We start from the raw sequence: 18709 nt of genomic DNA on the forward strand, positions 1-18709 counted from the left end.
CCGGAAGCCCGCCCGGTCTCGTTATTGCAACAGTATGGTCACCTTTGACGAGATCGCGATTCCCGAGGATGGTCCGCCGGGAAACAGGCAGGAGGAGATATGCTTCCCTCGCTTTCGGACAGGCGTTTCCTGATCACCGGGGGCACGGGGTCGTTCGGCCAGACAATGGTCTCCCGACTGCTCGACGCCGGTGCCGCCGAGGTGCGGGTGCTCAGCCGGGACGAGTCGAAACAGGACGCGATGCGGCACCGCCTCGGCAACGACCGGGTGCGCTACTACGTCGGCGACGTCCGCGACTACGACAGCGTGCTCAAGGCCGCCCGGGGGATGGAGTTCGTCTTCCACGCCGCAGCTCTCAAGCAGGTGCCCTCCTGCGAGTTCTTCCCCCTCGAGGCGGTCCGCACCAACGTGCTCGGCAGCGCCAACGTGGTGGACGCCTGTGAGCGGGTCGGGGTGGAGACGCTGGTCCTGTTGAGCACCGACAAGGCCGTCTATCCGGTCAACGCGATGGGCATGACCAAGGCGCTGATGGAGAAGGTCGCCCAGGCCCACTCCCGCAACAACGCGGCGGCCCGGACCCGGGTCTGCTGCGTGCGGTACGGCAATGTCATGTACTCGCGCGGATCGGTGATTCCACTGTTCATCGACCAGATCCTGCGCGGCGGCCTGCCGACGGTCACCGACCCGACGATGACCCGTTTCCTGATGTCGTTGCCCGAATCGGTCGATCTGGTGGAGCACGCGTTCACCTTCGGCCAGCCGGGGGACGTCTTCATCCGCAAGGCCGACGCCTGCACCATCGGCGACCTCGCCACCGCCCTGTGCAACCTGTTCGGGGTGCCGGCGAAGTTCACCGTGCTCGGCATCCGGCACGGGGAGAAGCTCTACGAGACCCTGGCCAGCCGGGAGGAACTCGCGTTCGCCGAGGACCTCGGCGACTTCCTCCGGGTGCCGGTGGACAGCCGCGACCTCAACTACTCCCTCTATTTCGAGGAGGGTGACGTCGAGCACGGTGGCCTGGCCGACTTCCACTCGCACAACGCCCGCCGGCTGTCCGTACCGGAGATCGAGTCGTTGTTGATGACGTTGCCCGAGGTGCGCGCGCAGGTGCAGGCCCACGCAGCGGCCATGGTGACGACATGAGCGCGGCCGCCGACACCGGTCGGCCCGACCGGGTGCCCCGGCGGCGCAGCGACCACCAGGCCGACCGCCCGGCCCGCCGGGTCCTCGTCGTCGGCGTCACCGGCATGCTCGGCCACGCCGTGCTGCGCGAACTCGCCGACGACCCGGATCTCGACGTCCACGGCCTCGCCCGCACCATCGACGACAGGGCGGGGTGGTTCCCCGCGCACCTGCTCGCCCGCATCGTCGCGGCCGTGGACGTGACCCGGTTCGACGACGTCCGGCGGCTCGTGGACGAGCTGCGACCGGACGTCGTCGTCAATTGCGTCGGCGTCATCAAGCAGCGACCGGACGTGCAGGACGCGGTGCCCACGGTCACCCTCAACGCTCTCCTGCCCCACCTGCTGGCCGACGCCTGCGCACAGCTCGGCAGCCGGCTCGTGCACGTCAGCACCGACTGCGTCTTCTCCGGCCGCCGGGGCGGCTACCGTGAGGACGACCTGCCCGACCCGCCCGACCTCTACGGCCGGTCCAAACTGCTGGGCGAGGCGTCGGGAGCGTCGGCCCTCACCCTGCGTACCTCGATCGTCGGGCACGAGCTGGGCACGAACCGTTCCCTGGTCGACTGGTTCCTCTCCCGACGCAGCCAGGTACGGGGGTTCACCCGGGCCATCTACAGCGGGGTGACGACCGTGGAGTTCGCCCGGCTGCTGCGCACCGTGGTCCTGCCCCGGGCGGAGCTGACCGGCCTCTACCACGTCGCCGCCGCACCGATCGCCAAGTACGACCTGCTCCGCCTGGTCGCCGAGGTGTACGGATGGCCCGGCGAACTGGTGCCGGACGACGAGTTCGTCTGCGACCGGTCGATGTGCGCGGACGCCCTCGCCCAGGTCACCGGCTACCGTCCGCCGAGCTGGCCGGACATGATCGCGGCGATGCACGCCGCCCGGTCCCGCTGGGCGCTCGACCGGGCCCGGCCGGGCCTGGCGGGCGTCCCGCGCTGACGGACCAAACGACCACCGCCGGCACCGCCGGCCTGCCGGAGTCAGAGGACATCACGTGGGGAACCGAGTCGGTCAACTGTGCCTGATCGTCGGGGCGTTCGTCGTCGCGGTGGTCACCACCGTCGCCAGTGTCAACGTCCCGATGGTGGCGGTCGGGGCGGTGGCTCTGCTGCTGCTCGCGCTGTTCGCCCTCGCGCAGCAGATGGACGGCTGGCGGTGGCTGCTGGGTCTGACCATGGTGCTCCTGGTCTGCGCCTCGTCCAAGCTGCCGTCCCTGGTGGAGGCCAGCTTCTATCCCCGGTACGCGGCGGTCGCCGCGCTGACCTTCTGGGGTCTGCGCACCCCCGGCGCGGCGGCGACCCGGCTCGACCCGTGGACCCGCCTGCTCATCGGCGCGCTCTGGGCGATGGCGGGACTCGCCACGCTGAGCTTCACCTGGTCGGTGGTGCCGCTGGAGACTCTCCAACGCGGGGTGGCGCTGCTCCTGCTGGCCGCGCTGGTGCACGTCCTGATCCGCTGCCGGTGGGCGGACCGGGCGGTCATGCTGGCCGACCTGCGCGTGGTCTACCTGGTCCTCAGCGGTTCCGCCCTGCTCAGCCTCGGCCTCGGGCTCGCCGACGGCACCCTCGTCGCCGCGCTGTCGCAGACCGACCGCTTCGAGGGCCTCTACAACAACCCCAACATGCTCAGCATCGTCTGTGCCCTGACCACCCCGCTGGGCTGGGCGGTCTACCGGGCGTCCCGGCGACGGGCGGAACTGCTCGGCATGGTGCCGGCCGTCGCCTGTCTGCTGCTCTCCCAGTCCCGCACCGGGCTGATCGCCGTGCTCGTCGGCGCCCTCTGGGTCGTGCTGCGGCACGGGCTGGGCCGGATGGTCCGCATCGCCGCCGGGCTGGCCGCCGGGCTGTTGGTGGCGTACCTGTTCAACCTGCTGCCGATTCTGTTCGCCGGCCCCTGGATGCGGCAGCTCGTGCTCCGCTTCACCGACCCCACCGGCGGCGACCTGTCCAACGGCCGCACCGAGATGTGGCAGGCGACGCTCGACCTGTGGTGGCAGAACCGCCCCACCCTGGGCTTCGGGTACGCGTCCCGCAACCACCTGTTCGCCCTCGCCAGCCTCGACGAGTCCCTCGGGACCGGGGTGAGCGTGGTGCACAACAGCTACCTGCAACTGCTGCTGGAGCTGGGGCTCGCCGCCGTGGCGCCGCTGGCGCTGCTGCTGCTGGCCGTCGGGCGGGTCGCGCTGCGGGCACCGGTGCGCCGGGCCGACTCGGGTCTGGTCTGGCTCGTCGTCACCGGGGTGCTGATCCAGATCACCGAGTCGGCCATCTTCGGCACCGGGCAGACCTACCCGTACGTGTTCTGGCTGGTGGCCGCCGGTGTGCTGCGGCACCTGCCCGACCGCCGGGCCGATGCGGACGACGGCGTCGAGCCCTCCCCCGCGCCGGCACACCCGCACCAGGTCCACGCCCCGGTGGACGCCGTGCCACGCCGGCCGGTGCCGGTGCTGCGCTGACATCGACCCGACGGCGTTGCGCCGAGCTCACCTCACCCGACGGCGCTGCGCAGGGATCACCCGACCGTGCTGCGCTGAGCTCACCCGACGGCGCCGCACTGAGCTCACCCGACGGCGCCGCGCAACGATCACCCGACGGCGGAGAAACTGAGACCCGGCTTCGGTACCGGGCCTGGGATCGCACGACGGTGGGCGTCCGGTCGGGACGCCCACCGCCTCGTCGGAACGCCCGGGTCAGCTCCGGTCGTCGGCCGCCAGGAAGGCGCTGACCCGGTCCCGCCAGGCCCGGTGGTCGAACGACTCACGGGCCCTCGACCGGGCGGCCCGGCTCATCGCCGTCCAGTCGTCGTCGGTCAGCCGCAACGCACGCTCGACCGCCCACCGCACGTCGTCCGGCCCGTTGCCGTCGAGCACCAGCCCCTCGATACCGTCGTGCACGTAGGTGGCCAGGTCGCTGGTGTGGTTGAGCAGCACCGGGCAGCCGGCGGCGAGACTCTCCGGCACCTTGGACGGGAAGCCGTTGGCGGCGTATCCCCCGGTGGGGCGGACCAGCATCGAGAAGTGCGACTCCGCGAGCAGCGTCAGCACGGTGGCGCGGGGCACCCGACCCAGGAACCGCACCTCGGCGTGGAGCCCGTCGAGGACCGAGACGTCCAGGTCGGAGTGGGCGGCGGCAGCCTCCCGGGTGACCCCGGCGATGGTGAGGCTGACCCGTCGCTGCTGTTCCGGCGTGAGTCGGCCGATGCCGCGCAGGATCACGTCCAGCATGTCCTTGCGGGCGGGGGTGCCGGCGTAGAGCAGCCGCAGGCCGGTGGAGAGGGCGGGCGGCCGGCCGGTCGGGAAGTCGTCGCAGTCCACCTGCGGCGGCACCACCAGCACCGTCAGCCCGTGCGCCGCGAGGTAGCCGGCCAACGTGGTGGACACCGCCGTGGCCCGGCCGACGAGCCGGGTGGCCAGGAACGTCGACCAGCGGTGCCGGACGAAGTACGGGGTCAGCCAGCCGTGCCGGAACTGCCGCCGGTCGTGCCGCTCGCTGGCGTCGACCACGATCGGACAGCGCAGCACCAGACGCAGCACCGTCCAGTTGCCGAGGGTCATCAACGCCATCGGGAGCAGCACCACGTTCACGTCGCCACGGCGTACCCCCTGCCGGCGGGCGGCCCGCAGCACCCGGACCGGGCGGGCCAGCCGGGCCGGCAGCCGGGTGAGCCGGTGCCGGCCACGCACGCGCAGGGTGACCAGGTCGACGCCGGCCGCCTCGGGTGGTCGGGCCGGGAAGGCCAGCTCGCAGGGCCAGTCGTTGACGACGAGCGTGCGGCTGCCCTCGGGGGCGGCGGACCGGGCGAGTTGCAGCAGGCGGTTGGAGGTGGCGTCGCCGTGCGGGAAGGCGTAGGCGCCGACGAGCAGCGGGCGGGGCTGGTCGGCCCGTGCATTCGATCCGCCGGCCGGCCGTGGCTCCCGGCCGACGAGCATGCTCTGATCGGTCATCTCTCTCACCGTCCCGAGCCGACCGGGGGTCGGCTGCTCTCTCGTGGCACCCGGTCCCGCCCGGGGTGGGCCGAGGCCCGCCGTCGGTAGATCTCCAGGTGGATGCTGGCCGCCGTGTCGATGGCGAAGATGCTGTGCTCGAACCGGTCGGCGGCCACCGCCGGGGCGGTCGACGCGGTGTACGCCGCCGCCCGGCCCACCGCCCGCGCCCACACGTGCGGCGGGGCGTCGACACCGACGATGTTCACCCCGGGTAGCCGGTCGCCGATGAAGCGCACGCCCGGCAGGTCGGCGGCGACCGTGCCCACGCCCACCGCGACGGGTTCCAGCACTCCCCCGGGCAACCCCTCCAGGCAGGACGGGTGGACGACGACGTCGGCCTGCCGCAGCAGCCCGCCCACGTCGTCGCGGGGGCCCAGCAGGTGCACCCGGTCGCCGAGCCCGACGGCGTGTGCCGCCGCCCGGACCTGGTCGTCGTCGGCCGGGTCACCCGGCCCGACGAGCACCGCGTGCGCGGACACGCCCAGTTCCCGCAGCGCGGCCAGGATCGGCGGCAACAGCCAGCGGCGTTTCTCGGGCGAGGCCCGGCCCACGGTCACGCAGACCAGGTCGGCCGGCCCCGCGCCGATCAGGGCCCGCAGGTCGTCGGGGCTGGGGCGGCGGAGCCGGTCGAGGTCGAGCCCGTTGAGCACCACCCGGCAGCGGGGGTCGGCACGCCAACCCGGGTGGTAGCCGAACGTCAGCGAACTGGGTGAGACACCCAGGATGTCGGTGGCGCAGCTGCCCAGCAGCCGACCGCAGATCCACCGGTAGACCCGGCGGCGCAGGGTACGCGGCCGGTTGTCGTCCCCCCGGAAGTGCGCGACCCGTCCGGGTACGCCCCGCAGCGCGCCGAGCGCGAGCGGCACCCCGGAGAAGTTGGCGCAGTCGGCGTGCACCACGTCCGGGCGCAGCCTCCCGACCAGGCGCAGGAACCGGGCGGGGAAGCGCAGGTCGAGCGGGATCGCCGTGACGGTGCCGCCGTGCCGGGTGACCATGTCGGCCAGGGGTCCGGGCCCCACCGTGTCGCTGAGGGTCACCAGGTGCAGTTCGGTGCCGGCGGCGGCGAGTCGGGGCAGCAGTTCGGCCGTACGCATCTCGGTGCCGCCGAAGTTCAGCTCACCGACGACCCGCAGCACCCGGACCCGGCCGGTCACGACGGTCCGCACCGGGTGAGGGCCCGCCGGTATCCCACCAGCGCCGCCGGAACCATGGTGAGCAGGTACGCGGCGCAGGCTGCCGCGGGCAGCCCGGCCAGGCCGAACTGTCGCAGTCCCCAGACCTTGAGCCCGGTCGCCAGCACCAGGAACGACGCCCAGCCGACGAACTGCGGCCGGAGCAGCCCGATGCTGTTCTGCACCAGGATCAGCGGGGAGGTGACCGCGACCAGCAGGGACCAGCCGGCCAGCCCGACGAGGACGGGGAGCCGGATCGTCGACCGGTCGACCTGGCCGACCCAGAGTTCGATCAGCCGGTGGCCGTAGCCGACCAGCAGCAGTCCGACCGCCCCGACGATCACGCCGTAGAGCACCATCATGCGTCGGGTGTTGCGGCGTACCCAGGCCACCTCGCCGCGCGCCAGGGCGGCGCCGTTGACCGGCCAGACCGTCATGCCCACCAGCCCGACGAAGATCCACAGGACCCCGAACAGCTTTCCGACGACCGCGTAGTGCGCCGCCACCGTCAGCCCCAGGACGTTCGCGACCAGGGGGTTGTCCACGTTGAGCGCGATCGACGACATCGTGGTGAGCGCGAAGAACTGCAGACCCAGCCGGAGCAGGCCGACGACGGTGGCCCGGTGCACGAGCCGGGGTCCCGGCCGGCCGGCGGGGTCGGCGGACCAGAAGTAGGTGACCGTGTTGAGCAGGTTCGTCACCGGCACGGCCAGCACCGCGCCGCCGACGACCACCAGCGGTCCCCAGTCGGCGGCGATGGCGACCAGCACGACGGCCAGGGCGGCCAGGGCCCCGGCCGACTGCCAGGCGTTGCTCTGCACCATCTGGCCGCGGGCGTACTGGATCCGCTGGATCACCGACAGCGGGATGTTGACCGCGAACGCGCCGAAGCAGATCAGGACCATGGTGGTGGTCTGCGCGGCGACGGCCGGGTCGCGGACGGCGAACAGGTCCACCCAGGGGACCACCGGGGTGACCACCGCGAGTGCCGCCAGCAGCAGCACCGCGACCACACCGAGGGTGGCGAAGGCCCCGGAGATCTCCCGGGCCTGTTGCCGGGGGTCGTCGGCCAGCTGACCGAGCCGGGTGAGCAGCCCGTTGCCCAGCCCCAGATCGGCGAACCAGGCCATCCCGGTGAGCGCGGTGATCGCCATCCAGAGGCCGTACCGCTGGTCGCCGAGATACCGGAAGCAGGCGGGCGTGATGACCAGCGGAGCGGCCAGGCCGATCCCCTTGGCCACCATCGCGGTGGCGATGCCGACCGTGACGGCGCGGTCGCGACCGGGCCCCGACGGTGGGCCGGACGTCGCCACCGGGGTGACGACCGCCGTGCCGGTCCGCGCCGCAGCCGACGTCGGCGCGGGGGCCGGCGGCGGCGCGGAAGCCGGCGGTCCGGCTGCGACCGCCTCGGCGGCGGGCCGGCCCACGGCCCGGGTCACCGGAGGAGGGCGGGGGCGACCCCCAGCCGCGCGGCCAGCCACGCGCCGGTCGCCCGCAACCCCTGAGCCCGGGGGACCGGCGTGACGTCCGGGAACAGTTGCCGCAGGGTGCTGTCGTCCGCCAGCGAGTGGGGGACGTCGCCGGTACGCGGCGGCGCGTGCTCCCGGGCGATCGGCCGTCCGAGCAGCTCCTCCAACTCGTCGAGCACCTGGAGCAGGCTGGCCCGCGCCCCGAAGGCGAGGTTGACCGGATGCGGGTGGTGCACCCGGCGGCGCAGCGCGTCGAGGATGACGTCGCAGACCGTACCGACGTAGGTGAAGTCACGGGACTGGGTGCCGTCGCCGTGCACCACTACCGGTTCGCCGCGCAGGGCGGCGTGGGTGAACCGGGGAATGACGGCCGCGTACGCGTGGTCGTGCCGCTGCCCGGGGCCGTAGACGTTGAAGAACCGGAAGGCCAGGGTGGGCAGCCCGAACGACGCCTGGTGCGCCAGGGCGTACGCCTCGGTGGCGAGCTTGCTGGCCGCGTAGGGGCTCATCGGGCGGGTCCAGGTCTGCTCCGCCTTGGGCAACGCCGGGTTCATGCCGTACACCGACGAGGAGGAGGCGACGAGCACGTGTCCCACGTCGTGCCGGCGGGCCGCCTCCAGCACCATCAATGTGCCGGTGGCGTTCGCGTGGTGGGAGGCCAGCGGGTCGCGTAGCGAGCGGGGCACGCTGGGCAGGGCGGCCAGGTGGACCACCGCCTCCCTACCCGCCATCGCCGCGTCCAGGGCGGCCGGGTCCAGGATCGACCCCTCGACGAATTCGACGTCCAGCCCGTCGAGGTTGCCCCGGAGCCCGACCGAGAGATCATCGAGGACGCTGACCTCCTTGACGGCCGGCTCGTCGAGGGCGGCGCGGGCCAGGTTGGCACCGATGAAGCCGGCCCCACCGGTGATCAGAATGCGCATGGACAACCCCCCGGTACACACCTCACCTGTTCGTCGAAGCAGGCATGCAGCACATTACGGCACAGACGGAATCTTCATCACAATTAGGACAAATTTGTCGGTCGTCAGCCTGCAGCAGCCCGGCCGGGGTCAACCGAACGGCCGGTGGTGCTGTCCGGGAGCCGACCGACACCAACCGCCAGCTGGGCAAACGCGCACAGTGACAGCATCGTCGCAGTTCAACGGTGGAGGTGTGGAGGATGGCCGAGCTGATCGTCTACCGGTCCAACGCCCTGATGTCCGTCAGGTCGCGGATCGACGCCACCCGAGACGTGATCATGCCCGTCAACCTGGCGTACGCGGAGAGCATGGTCGGCATGTGGCACTCCGGCCTGCCCCAGGTGAGCCTGGTGCCCTCGACCGCCACCGACGCCCAGGTGTGGCCGGTCCTGTCCGCCGTCGGCACCCGCATCCACGACACCTCGGACGACAACTGCCCGATCAACACCGGCTGGTCGTACGTCGGCGGCAACCACGGCTACAACGTCGGCAACCAGATCGCGGTGGCCAACCACGGCAAGACGACCGCCGACGTGGGTTCGCAGTGGAGCGACGGCAGCCGCATCTTCACCCTGCTCGCCATCACCAGCGCCAGCAGCCTGCTGTTCGGCAACCCGTACACGATCGTGGACGGCATCGCCCAGGGTGCCCGGGTCAAGCCGACCGCGCCGCTCACCCACGTCTCCGGGGCGACCAACCGGGCCACCGTGCCGATCACCGGCCTCACCCCCGACGTGCAGATCCGCCCGGCCACCCACTCCCACACGGTGGCCGTCGAACTCGACGGCCGGCCGGTGCCCGACGGCCGGTCGACGGGCCAGGAACTGGTGATCCGGGAGTCGTACGTCATCCCCTCCTACCAGGGGATGATCGACACGGCGCGGGCGAACATCGGCACCCCGATCGCCACGATCATGCCGAGGATCCCGTCGCTGTGCCGGATCTCCAACGTCTACCGCTGGTCGCCCGGTGGTGACCTGCTCGTCGCGCAGCAGGTGACCGCCCTGACGCGGTTCACCCTGAACGCGGGGGTGACCCAGTGCGCGCCGTTGACCCCGGTGGCCGGCGGCAGCCGCCGGCAGTTCATGCCCAACGTCGGCGCGGCCGGCGGCCTGAACTGGTCCGCCTGGGCGAACATCGACACCCTCGCCGCGCTGACCGACTTCACCCCGGCGACCCTCACCGACCGGTCGATGCCGGCGAGCAGCATGACCCAGTGGGTGGTCAACGGCGGCGGCGTGCAGCAGTGGGGCATCGCCGTCGGGTTGCTGCCGGTCGCGGACGGGGTGCCCGGCATCCGGACCCGCTACACCACGGCCAAGGGCTGGTTCATCAGTTCCAGTCTCAAGAAGAACTACCCGCAGCTGGTCTGGGGCCGCACCCTGGCCGCCGGGGAGTCGGTGGCCGGCACCGCCTACCGCCGCTACCTGATGCCTCCCTCGACCGCCACCGAGATCGTGGTCTCCACCGGCAGCCAGGACTTCGTGCTGATCGAACGGGTCGGCGCGGCCGCCCAGGCCGAGCTGGACGCGCCGCAACTGTTCCACCGGCTGCTGGTCCCGGTGGGCCCGACGAACCTCACCGTGCCCGACCGGGTCACCGTCGCCGGGGTGCCGTACGCCGTGCCGGTCTCCCCCGGCTACGGGATGTGGCGTGCGGACCCCGACGAGGCCCTGCCGGAGCCGCCGCCGGGGGTGACCCGGGCCCGGGGAGGGTACTTCCTCGTCCGGTCCGGCCCGACGGTGGAGAGCACCTGCACCGGCGCCTACCAGCGGTTGCTGCTGCACCCGTTCTTCCTGGCCGAGCCGACCCCGGTCGACCGGGCCGGTGTGGAGGTCACCAAGGTCGGCACCGGCGTACTACGGCACGGCGTGTACGCCCACGACCCGACCACCGGCCGGCCGGCCCTGCTCGGCCCGCTCGCCGACTTCGGCACCGTCGCCGTCACCACGGTCGGGGTGAAGGAGTCCGTGCTGGGCGCCCCGGTGCCGCTACCCGCCGGCTGGCACTGGTACGGGCAGGTCTGGCAGGTCAGCGGCGTCACCCCGCCCACGGTGCGGGCCAGCAGCGTCGGCTGTGCCGTGCCGCTGCAACTCGGGTCCACCGCTGCGGCGATGACCGGTGACCGGTTCGGCTACGAGGTGACCGGGGTGACCGGGGCGTTGGGGGCGATCACGATCAGCGGGGTGCACCAGTTCCGTCCGCCGCAGGTCGCCTACCGGCGGGCCTGAGCCTGCGGCCGGCGGGCCTGAGCCTGCGGCCGGCGGGCCCCGTGGGCGTCAACCGGTGGGGACGCCGTAGATCCGCTTCATCGCCTCGTGTTTGGCCGGGACGGGCAGGTGTCCGATGCCCAGCGACTTGGCCCGCAGCCGTTCGAGGTACTCGTCGGTGGTGCGCACCGGCCGCGCCGGCACCCCCGCCGCCACGGTGTTGTCCGGGATGTCCCGGGTGACGATCGAACCCGCCCCGATGACGCACCGGTTGCCGATGGTGACCCCGGCCAGGATCATCGCCCGCATGCCGATGTAGACGTCGTCGCCGATCCTGATCGGCGCGGTCCAGTCGAGGTCGGGATAGTCCTTGCGCAGGATCAGGGTGCCACCGTCGTGGGTGACGAACTGCACCTCGGAGGTGACGTAGACGTTGTCCCCGATGGTGATCAGCCAGGGCTCCGAGCCGAACATCGCCCGGTTGACCCCGTAGAACCTGACCCGGCCGGTCAGGTTGACCCCCAGGGACCGGACGAACGCCTCGGGGTCGCGGGACGCGGCCAGATGGTCCCGCACCCGCCGGACCATCGTACGAACACGACTGGGCACTGACTGTCCTCGATCGCAGGGTACGGCTGGGAGAGCACCGGACCGGGGCAGGTGGTCCCGGTCACTGGGGTGAACGAGCCGGGCCCGGCCCTGGTGACGCCGGGCGCGGCTCGGACGGGCTCAGCGGCAGAACTGGCGGGCGTGCTCCAGCACGTTCGGTTCCCGGCGGTGCTGCCGCCAACGCCGGTACCGCTGGCCGGCCGTCGCCTTCGCCTCGGCCCGTTCCTCGGGTGACCGGTCGGCGAGCAGGTCGAGCACCCGGCTGAGGCCGTCCGCCGTCGCCGGCCGCACCACCGTCCCGCCGGTGTCGGCGATCAGCTCGCTGAACGGCGTGTTGTCCGAGCAGATGACCGGGCAGCCCGACGCCAGGCTCTCCAGGATCACATGGCCGAAGTTCTCACCGAGGGTGGGGAAGAGGAAGGCGTCGTACCGGCCGAACGTCGGCATGACGTCCGCCGCCGGGAGTTCGCCGAGGTAGCGCACCCGGGCGTGGCTCGGCATGGCCGCGATGACCCGCTGGCAGCGCGCCCAGTAGTGGGGGTCCTCCGCTGGACCGAAGATGTCGAACTCGACCGGCCGGGTGGTGCCGGCCACCGCCTCCAGGGCGGTGGCGAGGTTCTTCATCGGCGAGATCCGGCCGACGAAGACCAACCGCAGCGGCCCGTCGTGCGGTCGGGCCGGCGGGGCCGGGTGCGCCGGGATCGGGCTCTCGTTGCCGTTCACCATCACCTGCGCCCACGGCATGGTCGCCCGGATCTGTTGTTCCTCCAGCCAGCTGCACGCCTGCCAGCGCACCCCCAGCCGGCGCAGCAGCGGCGCCCACACCGCCAGGAAGAGCCGCTTCTTGGCGGACCGGATCGCGAGGGCGCCGGGCGACAGCTCACCGCGCGGGGCGACCAGGACCGCCCCCACGCGCACCAGGCGCAGCGCCGCCGCCAGGATCGCCACCACCGAGAACAGCGACCAGATGCTGTTGACATAGAGCAGGTCGACCGGGCGGGCGCGGACGTGGCGGATCAGCCGGGCCCAGTGTCGCGGCGCCCACGGGTCCAGGTAGAAAACGGCGGACCGCTCGTCGCGCCGCAGCAGCCGCCCGGACAGACCGGGGTACGGTGCAGACGAGCCGAGATCCCGGTCCCGGGTGACCAGGGTGACGTCGAGATGCCCCGGCAGGGTGTCCAGGATGAACCGCAGCGAGCGGATCGGGCCGCCACCCCGGAAGCCCGGCTCGAACACCCCTGCGGTCGCGACCACCCGGTAGCTGCCCACCGTGTCACCGGTCCGGCGCACGACGGCGGCGTCGTCCAGGGAGGGCAGCCTTGTCAACTTGTCCACCATCGGCCCACCTTCACCGTGCCGTCCGCAGATCGGCATCCCGCAGGGGTGTCTGGCTTGCACAGGCAACGACCGTGGCCGCCGGGGGGCGTAGCCCGTACCGGATGCCGCAGTCGTGGAGGGGGACGCGTCCGCGGGCCGGGAACTCGACCCTTGCCGGTGCCCGCGCCGGGCGGACCCCGGCGGTGCCGCCCGGGGGCGGATGGCGGAGCGCGACCGGTGCTCTGCGTGGCCGAGGGGGCAACGGTTGACCACCGACCTAGTGATCGTAGGTGTGGGCGGGATGGGCCGGGAGATATTCGGGGTAATTCGGCTGTTGAACGCCTACCCGGTCGACGACGCCCGGTGGCGGGTCCTCGGCTTCGTCGATGACTATCCGACCGCGCCGAACGTGGAGCGGGTGCGGCGGCTCGGGGTGCCCTTCCTCGGCCCCACCCGGTGGCTCGCCGGAGCACCGGCGGGCCTGCAGGTGGCGCTGGGCGTCGGGCACCCCCGGCTGCGCCGCGAGACCGACCGGGCCCTGGCCCGCTACGGGTTGCCCGCCGCCACGGTGGTGCACCCGGCCGCCGAGATCGGCCCGGACTGCGTCTTCCAGGAAGGGCTGTTCGCGGCCGGTGGCGCCCGGGTCACGACGAACGTGGTGCTGGGCCGTCAGGTGCACCTCAACCAGAACTGCACGGTGGGGCACGACAGCGTGCTCGGCGACCACGTCTCGGTCAATCCGCTCGCCGCGGTCTCCGGCTACTGCCGGCTCGACGACGGGGTCATGGTGGGCACCACCGCCGCCGTCCTGCCGGGGCTACGGGTCGGTCGGGACGCCGTGGTGGGTGCGGGCGCGTGTGTGACCCGGGACGTCCCGGCCGGCGCGGTGGTCACCGGGGTGCCCGCCCGGCCGGTGGACCGGTCAGCGGCGGATGCCCGCCCAGGCGTGGTGCCGGCGCACGGTCGACAGGATGAAGTCGACCACCCGGCGTGACGTGTCCGGCACCTGGTAGTCGAGCGGGCAGGCGACCGGACCGGCGGCCACCTGGGCCACCACGACCCGTACCGCCTCCACCACCCCGGCCGGGTCCAGCCCGGTCATCACGATCGCCCCGCAGTCCAGTGCCTCGGGGCGCTCGATGGACTCCCGCAGGGTCACCGCCGGGAACCCGAGGATCGCCGCCTCCTCGCTGACGGTGCCGCTGTCGGACAGCGTGCACCGGGCGTGCCGTTGCAGGGTCACGTAGTCGAAGAACCCGAACGGCTCGTGGAAGGTGATGCCGTCCAGCAGCGTGCCGTCGACGGCGAGGGACTCCAGGCGCTTGCGGGTACGCGGGTGGGTGGAGACCAGCAACGGCAGCCGCCACTCGTCGCGTACGGCGCAGAGGCAGTCCAGCAGCCGCCGGAGCCGGTCCGGGTGGTCGACGTTCTCCTCGCGGTGGGCGCTGACGACGAAGTAGCCGCCCGGTTCGAGGGCGAGCTGCGCCAGGATGGTGGACCGGTCGATCTGCGGCCGGTAGTGGTCGAGCACCTCCCGCATGGGTGAGCCGGTGTGCAGGATCCGGCGGGGGTGCAGGCCCTCGGCGAGCAGGTTGCGCCGGGCGTGTTCGGAATAGACGAGGTTGAAGTCGGCGACGTGGTCGACCAGCCTGCGGTTGGTCTCCTCCGGCACGTTGAGGTCGAAGCAGCGGTTGCCGGCCTCCATGTGGTAGACGGGGACCTTCATCCGCCGGGCCATCAACGCGGCGATGGCGCTGTTGGTGTCGCCGAGCACCAGCAGCGCGTCCGGGCGCAGCTCACCGATCGCCTGTTCGGTGCCGACCAGCACGGCCCCGAGCAGGCTACCCAGCGACCGGGTGTCGGCCCGCAGGAAGCGGTCCGGGGACCGGACACCCAGCTCGGTGAAGAAGATGTCCGACAGCGCGGGGTCCCAGTTCTGGCCCGTGTGCACCACCGTGTGCTCCACGGTCCGATCCAGCGTGTCGATCACGCGGGCCAGCCGGATGATCTCCGGTCTGGTCCCGACGACGGTCATCACCCGGGTCATGGACGTCTCCTCATGGTCGGTCGCGGTGTGGCGGGGACCGCCCGGCACCGGTGGGCGCGGTCCGCCCGGCGGTGCGGTGCGGGGTCCGGGTCGGCGGTACGCGGGTCGGCCGGTGTCACGACGGCCGTCCCTGTGGGGGGACCCGGCACGCCGGGGCGCTGACCGCCTGCCATGCCTGGTCGAGGACGCTGATCCGGGGCCGGTCGAGCCACCAGCGGCGGTAGGCCTCCCCCGCCGCCGCCCGGGCCGCCTGCCGCTGCTCGGGCGAGGTGGCGGCGAGCCGGGTGACCAGCGCGCCCAACGCCACCGGGGTCAGCTCGGTGAGCACCTGCCCGCCGCCGTCACGCAGCACGGCCGTCCACGGTGTCCGGTCCGAACAGATCACCGGGCAGCACGCCGCCAGGCTCTCCGCGATCGCGTTGCCGAAGTTCTCCCCCCGGGTCGGCTGGACGGAGGCGTCGTACCGGGCGAAGGTCTCGCCGACCTGGTCGGGGCGCAACTCTCCCCGGTAGCTGACGACGGACGGGTCCGGCAGGGCGGACCACAACTGCTCGCAGCGCTGCCAGTACCGGGCGTCCTCCACCGGGCCGTAGATGTCGAGCCGCACCCGGGCCCGGACGTGGGCGAGCGCGGCGAGCACCAGGTCGAGGTTCTTCATCGGTGAGATCCGACCGATGAAGACCAGCCGGGGCGGGTCGGCCGGCGGCGGGTCGGCCGGTGCGGGGCGCGGTTCGGGGCCGACGCCGATCGCGACGACGCCGATCCGGGCCCGGGGCAGCACCCCCCGGATGTCGGCGACCTCCTGCGGCCCGGTGGCGTGCCACAGCACCCGGGGCCCCCGCAGCATCCACCGCCAGCCGGCCAGGAACATCCGTTTGCGGGCCCGGTGCAGGGCGAGGGCGGCCGAGCCGAATTCACCCCTCGGGGCCACCAGAATGCGATCCGCCCGCAGCAGGCCGAGCCGGGTGGCGGCGATCGGAAGAATGGAGAAGACCGACCAGACGCTGTTGACGTAGAGCAGATCGAAACGTGCCGACCGCAACGAACGCCAGAGCGTCAGCCAGTGCGCCGGGTGCCGTACGCCGAGATAGAAGACCTTCGTCCGGCCGCGTCGCACCCAGGTGCCGGAGAGCCCGGGATAGGCCGCCCGGGAACCGAGGTCGCGATCCCGGGTGAGCAGGGTGGCGGAAACCGCGCCGCTGGCCGTGTCGAGCACGTGCGAAATGGAACGGACCGGCCCTCCGGCACGCCACCCGGGGCTGAAGTAGCCCGCCGTGACGAGGACCCGGAATGTGGTCCCCCCGGCACCCGCCAACCGTTCGTCAACGTTCGTTGCGGGGCTGGTGTCACCGGCCATCCTCGCTCCTCGCTGAAATCTGGGAACTGGGTGGAACAACGAGCGAGTGTCACTTCGGTGACTGCGTACCGCGCTTGGCGCAAATTCGTCGAACGCCACCCGAAAAATCATGATCACCGGTCCGGCAAACGGTATAAGGGAGTCGCGCAACAAATCCCAACCGGCACGAGAGGACCCCCATGTCGCGAGTGGCACTCATATCCGGCACCACCGGTCAGGACGGTAGCTATCTGTCCGAGTTCCTCCTCGACCGGGGATACACGGTGCACGGGATAAAGCGAAGGTCGTCCTCGTTCAACACCGAACGGATAGACCGCGTCGACGTCCATCCCCGCAACGGCGAGGCGCGTCTGTTCCTCCACTACAGCGACCTTTCCGACCCGGCCTCACTGACCGCGCTGATCCGCGACATCCGGCCGGACGAGATCTACAACCTCGGCGCGCAGAGCCACGTCCGCGTATCCTTCGACGTTCCCGGCTACACCGCCGACATCACCGGGCTCGGTGCCCTGCGGATGCTGGAGGCGGCGCGGGCGGCCGACATCGACTGCCGCTTCTACCAGGCGTCGTCCTCGGAGATGTTCGGCTCCGCCCCGCCTCCGCAACGGGAGGAGACCCCGTTCCACCCGCGCAGCCCGTACGCGTGCGCCAAGGTCTACGCCTACTGGTCGACGGTCAACTACCGCGAGTCGTGGGACATGTTCTGCGTCAACGGCATCCTGTTCAACCACGAGAGCCCCCGGCGCGGCGAGAACTTCGTCACCCGCAAGATCACCCGCGCGGTGGCCCGGATCGAGGCCGGCATCCAGGACAAGCTCTACCTGGGCAACCTCGACGCGGTCCGGGACTGGGGCTACGCCCCGGAGTACGTCGAGGCGATGTGGCTGGCCCTTCAGCAGGACACCCCACAGGACTACGTGGTGGCCACCGGCGAGGGGCACTCCGTACGCGAGTTCGTCCAGGCCGCCTTCGACCGGGTCGGTCTTGACTGGCAGCGGTACGTGGAGATCGACCCCGCCTACTTCCGGCCCGCCGAGGTCGACGCGCTCATCGGCGACTACAGCAAGGCCCGGCGGCACCTGGGCTGGGCGCCGAAGACCCTGTTCGGCGACCTGGTACGGGTGATGGTGGACGCCGACCGACAACTCCTGGAAGACGAGCGGATGGGACGTCTCGTGCGGGTGGACCGATGAGGATCGCCGTCGACGCCACCCCGATCCGCCCCGGACACGCCGCCGGGGTCGAGGCCTTCACCTACGGCCTGCTGACCGGCATGGCCGCCGACACCTCCCACGACCTGCGGGTGAACATCCTGCGGGGCACCCTCGACCAGTGGCGTGACCAGGTGCCCGCCGATCAGCTCGGTTGGACCGAGATCGCCCAGCCGCTGCGCTCGGACACTCCTCCCGGGCAGCTGTTGCGCCGCTGGACGCCGACCCGGGTCCGCGACTCGCTCGCCGTCCGCAGGGCGGTCAACGCGGTCCGGCAGCGCTCGGTCCCTCGGCAGCGGGGATCGGACGTGACGTTGTACCCGTTCCACAGCGCCCCGATCGGGCCCGGCCCCTCGGTCGTCGTCGTGCACGACCTGCGGCACCTGCGGGCCGCCTTCCACTCCCCCGGCTTCGCCGCGGTGGTCCGGGAGAACGTGGCCCGTGCGTCCGCCCTCGTGGTCACCTGGCCGCACCCGTACCGGGAGACCCTGCGGTTGTTTCCCGAGGCTGCCGAGCGGACCGCGCTCATCCCGACCCCCACGTTCCAGCCCGCACCCGAACGGGCTGCCGCCCGGCCCGAACCGGGCCTGCTGGTCTACCCGTCCTCCACCGCGACCCACAAGAACCACGCGACCCTGCTGGAGGCGATGGCGTTGCTGCCGCAGTGCCGGCTGGTCTGCCCCGGCCCGCTGGTCGAGCCCGACGCCAGCCGCCTGCTCGCCCGCGCCGCGCAGCCCGACCTGCGGGGCCGGGTGTCCTTCCCCGGGTTCGTCACCCTCGACGAGCTGAACGCCCTCTACGCCCGGGCCGACGCGGTGGTGATCCCGTCGCTCTGGGAGGCGGCCAGCGGTGCCATGCTGGAGGCGTTCAGCTGGGGGCTGCCCGTCGCCTGCGCGGACGCCGAGCCGCTGCTGGCCCAACTGGAGTTCACCGGTGCCGAGGCGACGGTCTTCCGGGCCACCGACCCGGCGTCCCTCGCCGAGGCGGTCCAGCGGCTGCTGGCCGACCGGGCGTACTACGCCGCCGCCGCCCGGCACGCCAACGGCCGGTTGGCCGCCCGCACCTGGGCGGCGACCGGTGCCGACTACCTCGACGTGCTGCGCTGGGTGGCGCAGGGACGACCGGGACCGATACCGAGATCCGCGTTCGCCGCCGAACTCAGCGGGGAGGAAGCGTCGTGAGC

15 protein-coding genes are annotated in these 18709 nt (G+C 72.3%); 7 read left to right on the forward strand and 8 right to left on the reverse strand.

Annotation, left to right across the window (positions count from 1 at the left end):
• Nucleotides 1–99 precede the first annotated feature (99 nt).
• From JQN83_RS21840 to JQN83_RS34175, 3 genes are read left to right on the forward strand one after another with little or no spacing between them, the layout of a single operon-like run.
• Entirely contained in the window at nt 100–1143 is a 1044-nt protein-coding gene (locus JQN83_RS21840; protein ID WP_208569000.1) for a polysaccharide biosynthesis protein, read from the forward strand.
• Entirely contained in the window at nt 1140–2126 is a 987-nt protein-coding gene (locus JQN83_RS21845) for a dTDP-4-dehydrorhamnose reductase family protein (RefSeq protein ID WP_208569001.1), read from the forward strand. Before JQN83_RS21840 ends, JQN83_RS21845 begins: the two co-directional genes overlap by 4 nt.
• Before the next feature lie 55 nt (nt 2127–2181).
• Complete coding sequence (locus JQN83_RS34175) at nt 2182–3642, forward strand: O-antigen ligase family protein (RefSeq protein ID WP_208569002.1); 1461 nt, start codon at nt 2182–2184, stop codon at nt 3640–3642.
• A gap of 234 nt (nt 3643–3876) precedes the next feature.
• Here JQN83_RS34175 and JQN83_RS21855 read toward each other — a convergent pair whose 3' ends face one another.
• The 4 genes from JQN83_RS21855 to JQN83_RS21870 are packed head-to-tail and all read right to left on the reverse strand — an operon-like array spanning nt 3877 to nt 8736.
• Nucleotides 3877–5130, reverse strand: coding sequence for a glycosyltransferase family 4 protein (locus JQN83_RS21855; protein ID WP_208569003.1), 1254 nt, complete (start codon nt 5128–5130; stop codon nt 3877–3879).
• 5 nt (nt 5131–5135) lie between these two features.
• On the reverse strand, nt 5136–6338 hold the full coding sequence (locus JQN83_RS21860) for a glycosyltransferase (protein WP_208569004.1): 1203 nt from the start codon (nt 6336–6338) through the stop codon (nt 5136–5138).
• Nucleotides 6323–7783, reverse strand: coding sequence for a lipopolysaccharide biosynthesis protein (locus JQN83_RS21865; RefSeq protein ID WP_208569005.1), 1461 nt, complete (start codon nt 7781–7783; stop codon nt 6323–6325). Before JQN83_RS21865 ends, JQN83_RS21860 begins: the two co-directional genes overlap by 16 nt.
• On the reverse strand, nt 7780–8736 hold the full coding sequence (locus JQN83_RS21870; protein WP_208569006.1) for an NAD-dependent epimerase/dehydratase family protein: 957 nt from the start codon (nt 8734–8736) through the stop codon (nt 7780–7782). The genes JQN83_RS21865 and JQN83_RS21870 overlap by 4 nt, the downstream gene beginning before the upstream one ends.
• A gap of 239 nt (nt 8737–8975) precedes the next feature.
• Between JQN83_RS21870 and JQN83_RS21875 the strand changes: the two genes are divergently transcribed.
• Entirely contained in the window at nt 8976–11006 is a 2031-nt protein-coding gene (locus JQN83_RS21875) for a hypothetical protein (RefSeq protein WP_208569007.1), read from the forward strand.
• A gap of 48 nt (nt 11007–11054) precedes the next feature.
• Here JQN83_RS21875 and JQN83_RS33865 read toward each other — a convergent pair whose 3' ends face one another.
• Complete coding sequence (locus tag JQN83_RS33865) at nt 11055–11561, reverse strand: acyltransferase (RefSeq protein ID WP_307799550.1); 507 nt, start codon at nt 11559–11561, stop codon at nt 11055–11057.
• A gap of 153 nt (nt 11562–11714) precedes the next feature.
• The gene (locus JQN83_RS21885; RefSeq protein WP_208569008.1) at nt 11715–12932 is read right to left on the reverse strand and encodes a glycosyltransferase family 4 protein; all 1218 of its coding nucleotides are present in this window, start codon (nt 12930–12932) and stop codon (nt 11715–11717) included.
• A 199-nt stretch (nt 12933–13131) separates the two neighbouring features.
• Between JQN83_RS21885 and JQN83_RS21890 the strand changes: the two genes are divergently transcribed.
• Nucleotides 13132–13905: an acetyltransferase gene (locus JQN83_RS21890; protein WP_208569009.1), complete on the forward strand. Its 774-nt coding sequence runs from the start codon at nt 13132–13134 to the stop codon at nt 13903–13905.
• Here the strand turns inward: JQN83_RS21890 and wecB are convergent.
• Both wecB and JQN83_RS33265 read right to left on the reverse strand, forming a co-directional pair.
• Complete coding sequence (gene wecB, locus JQN83_RS21895) at nt 13834–14958, reverse strand: non-hydrolyzing UDP-N-acetylglucosamine 2-epimerase (protein WP_208569010.1); 1125 nt, start codon at nt 14956–14958, stop codon at nt 13834–13836. The two genes, JQN83_RS21890 and wecB, sit on opposite strands and share 72 nt — an antisense overlap.
• Nucleotides 14959–15073: 115 nt before the next feature.
• Complete coding sequence (locus JQN83_RS33265) at nt 15074–16174, reverse strand: glycosyltransferase (RefSeq protein ID WP_208569011.1); 1101 nt, start codon at nt 16172–16174, stop codon at nt 15074–15076.
• 320 nt (nt 16175–16494) lie between these two features.
• On the opposite strand from JQN83_RS33265, the gene gmd reads away from it, so the two are divergent.
• Together gmd and JQN83_RS21910 are read left to right on the forward strand one after the other, a co-directional pair.
• Nucleotides 16495–17508: a GDP-mannose 4,6-dehydratase gene (gene gmd / locus JQN83_RS21905; RefSeq protein ID WP_208569012.1), complete on the forward strand. Its 1014-nt coding sequence runs from the start codon at nt 16495–16497 to the stop codon at nt 17506–17508.
• Entirely contained in the window at nt 17505–18707 is a 1203-nt protein-coding gene (locus JQN83_RS21910) for a glycosyltransferase (protein ID WP_208569013.1), read from the forward strand. Before gmd ends, JQN83_RS21910 begins: the two co-directional genes overlap by 4 nt.
• Nucleotides 18708–18709: the final 2 nt, after the last annotated feature.

This window comes from Micromonospora antibiotica, from assembly GCF_017599305.1.
GTDB classification, from domain to species: Bacteria; Actinomycetota; Actinomycetes; order Mycobacteriales; family Micromonosporaceae; genus Micromonospora; species Micromonospora antibiotica.

Excerpts from the sequence above, each read along its gene's own strand:
- JQN83_RS21870 (WP_208569006.1), bottom strand. The coding sequence starts at position 8,736 with ATGCGCATTCTGATCACCGGTGGGGCCGGCTTCATCGGTGCCAACCTG.
- JQN83_RS21885 (WP_208569008.1), bottom strand. The coding sequence starts at position 12,932 with ATGGTGGACAAGTTGACAAGGCTGCCCTCCCTGGACGACGCCGCCGTC.
- JQN83_RS21890 (WP_208569009.1), top strand. The coding sequence starts at position 13,132 with ATGGCGGAGCGCGACCGGTGCTCTGCGTGGCCGAGGGGGCAACGGTTG.
- JQN83_RS21845 (WP_208569001.1), top strand. The coding sequence starts at position 1,140 with ATGAGCGCGGCCGCCGACACCGGTCGGCCCGACCGGGTGCCCCGGCGG.
- JQN83_RS21875 (WP_208569007.1), top strand. The coding sequence starts at position 8,976 with ATGGCCGAGCTGATCGTCTACCGGTCCAACGCCCTGATGTCCGTCAGG.
- wecB (WP_208569010.1), bottom strand. The coding sequence starts at position 14,958 with ATGACCCGGGTGATGACCGTCGTCGGGACCAGACCGGAGATCATCCGG.
- gmd (WP_208569012.1), top strand. The coding sequence starts at position 16,495 with ATGTCGCGAGTGGCACTCATATCCGGCACCACCGGTCAGGACGGTAGC.
- JQN83_RS21840 (WP_208569000.1), top strand. The coding sequence starts at position 100 with ATGCTTCCCTCGCTTTCGGACAGGCGTTTCCTGATCACCGGGGGCACG.
- JQN83_RS21855 (WP_208569003.1), bottom strand. The coding sequence starts at position 5,130 with ATGACCGATCAGAGCATGCTCGTCGGCCGGGAGCCACGGCCGGCCGGC.
- JQN83_RS21910 (WP_208569013.1), top strand. The coding sequence starts at position 17,505 with ATGAGGATCGCCGTCGACGCCACCCCGATCCGCCCCGGACACGCCGCC.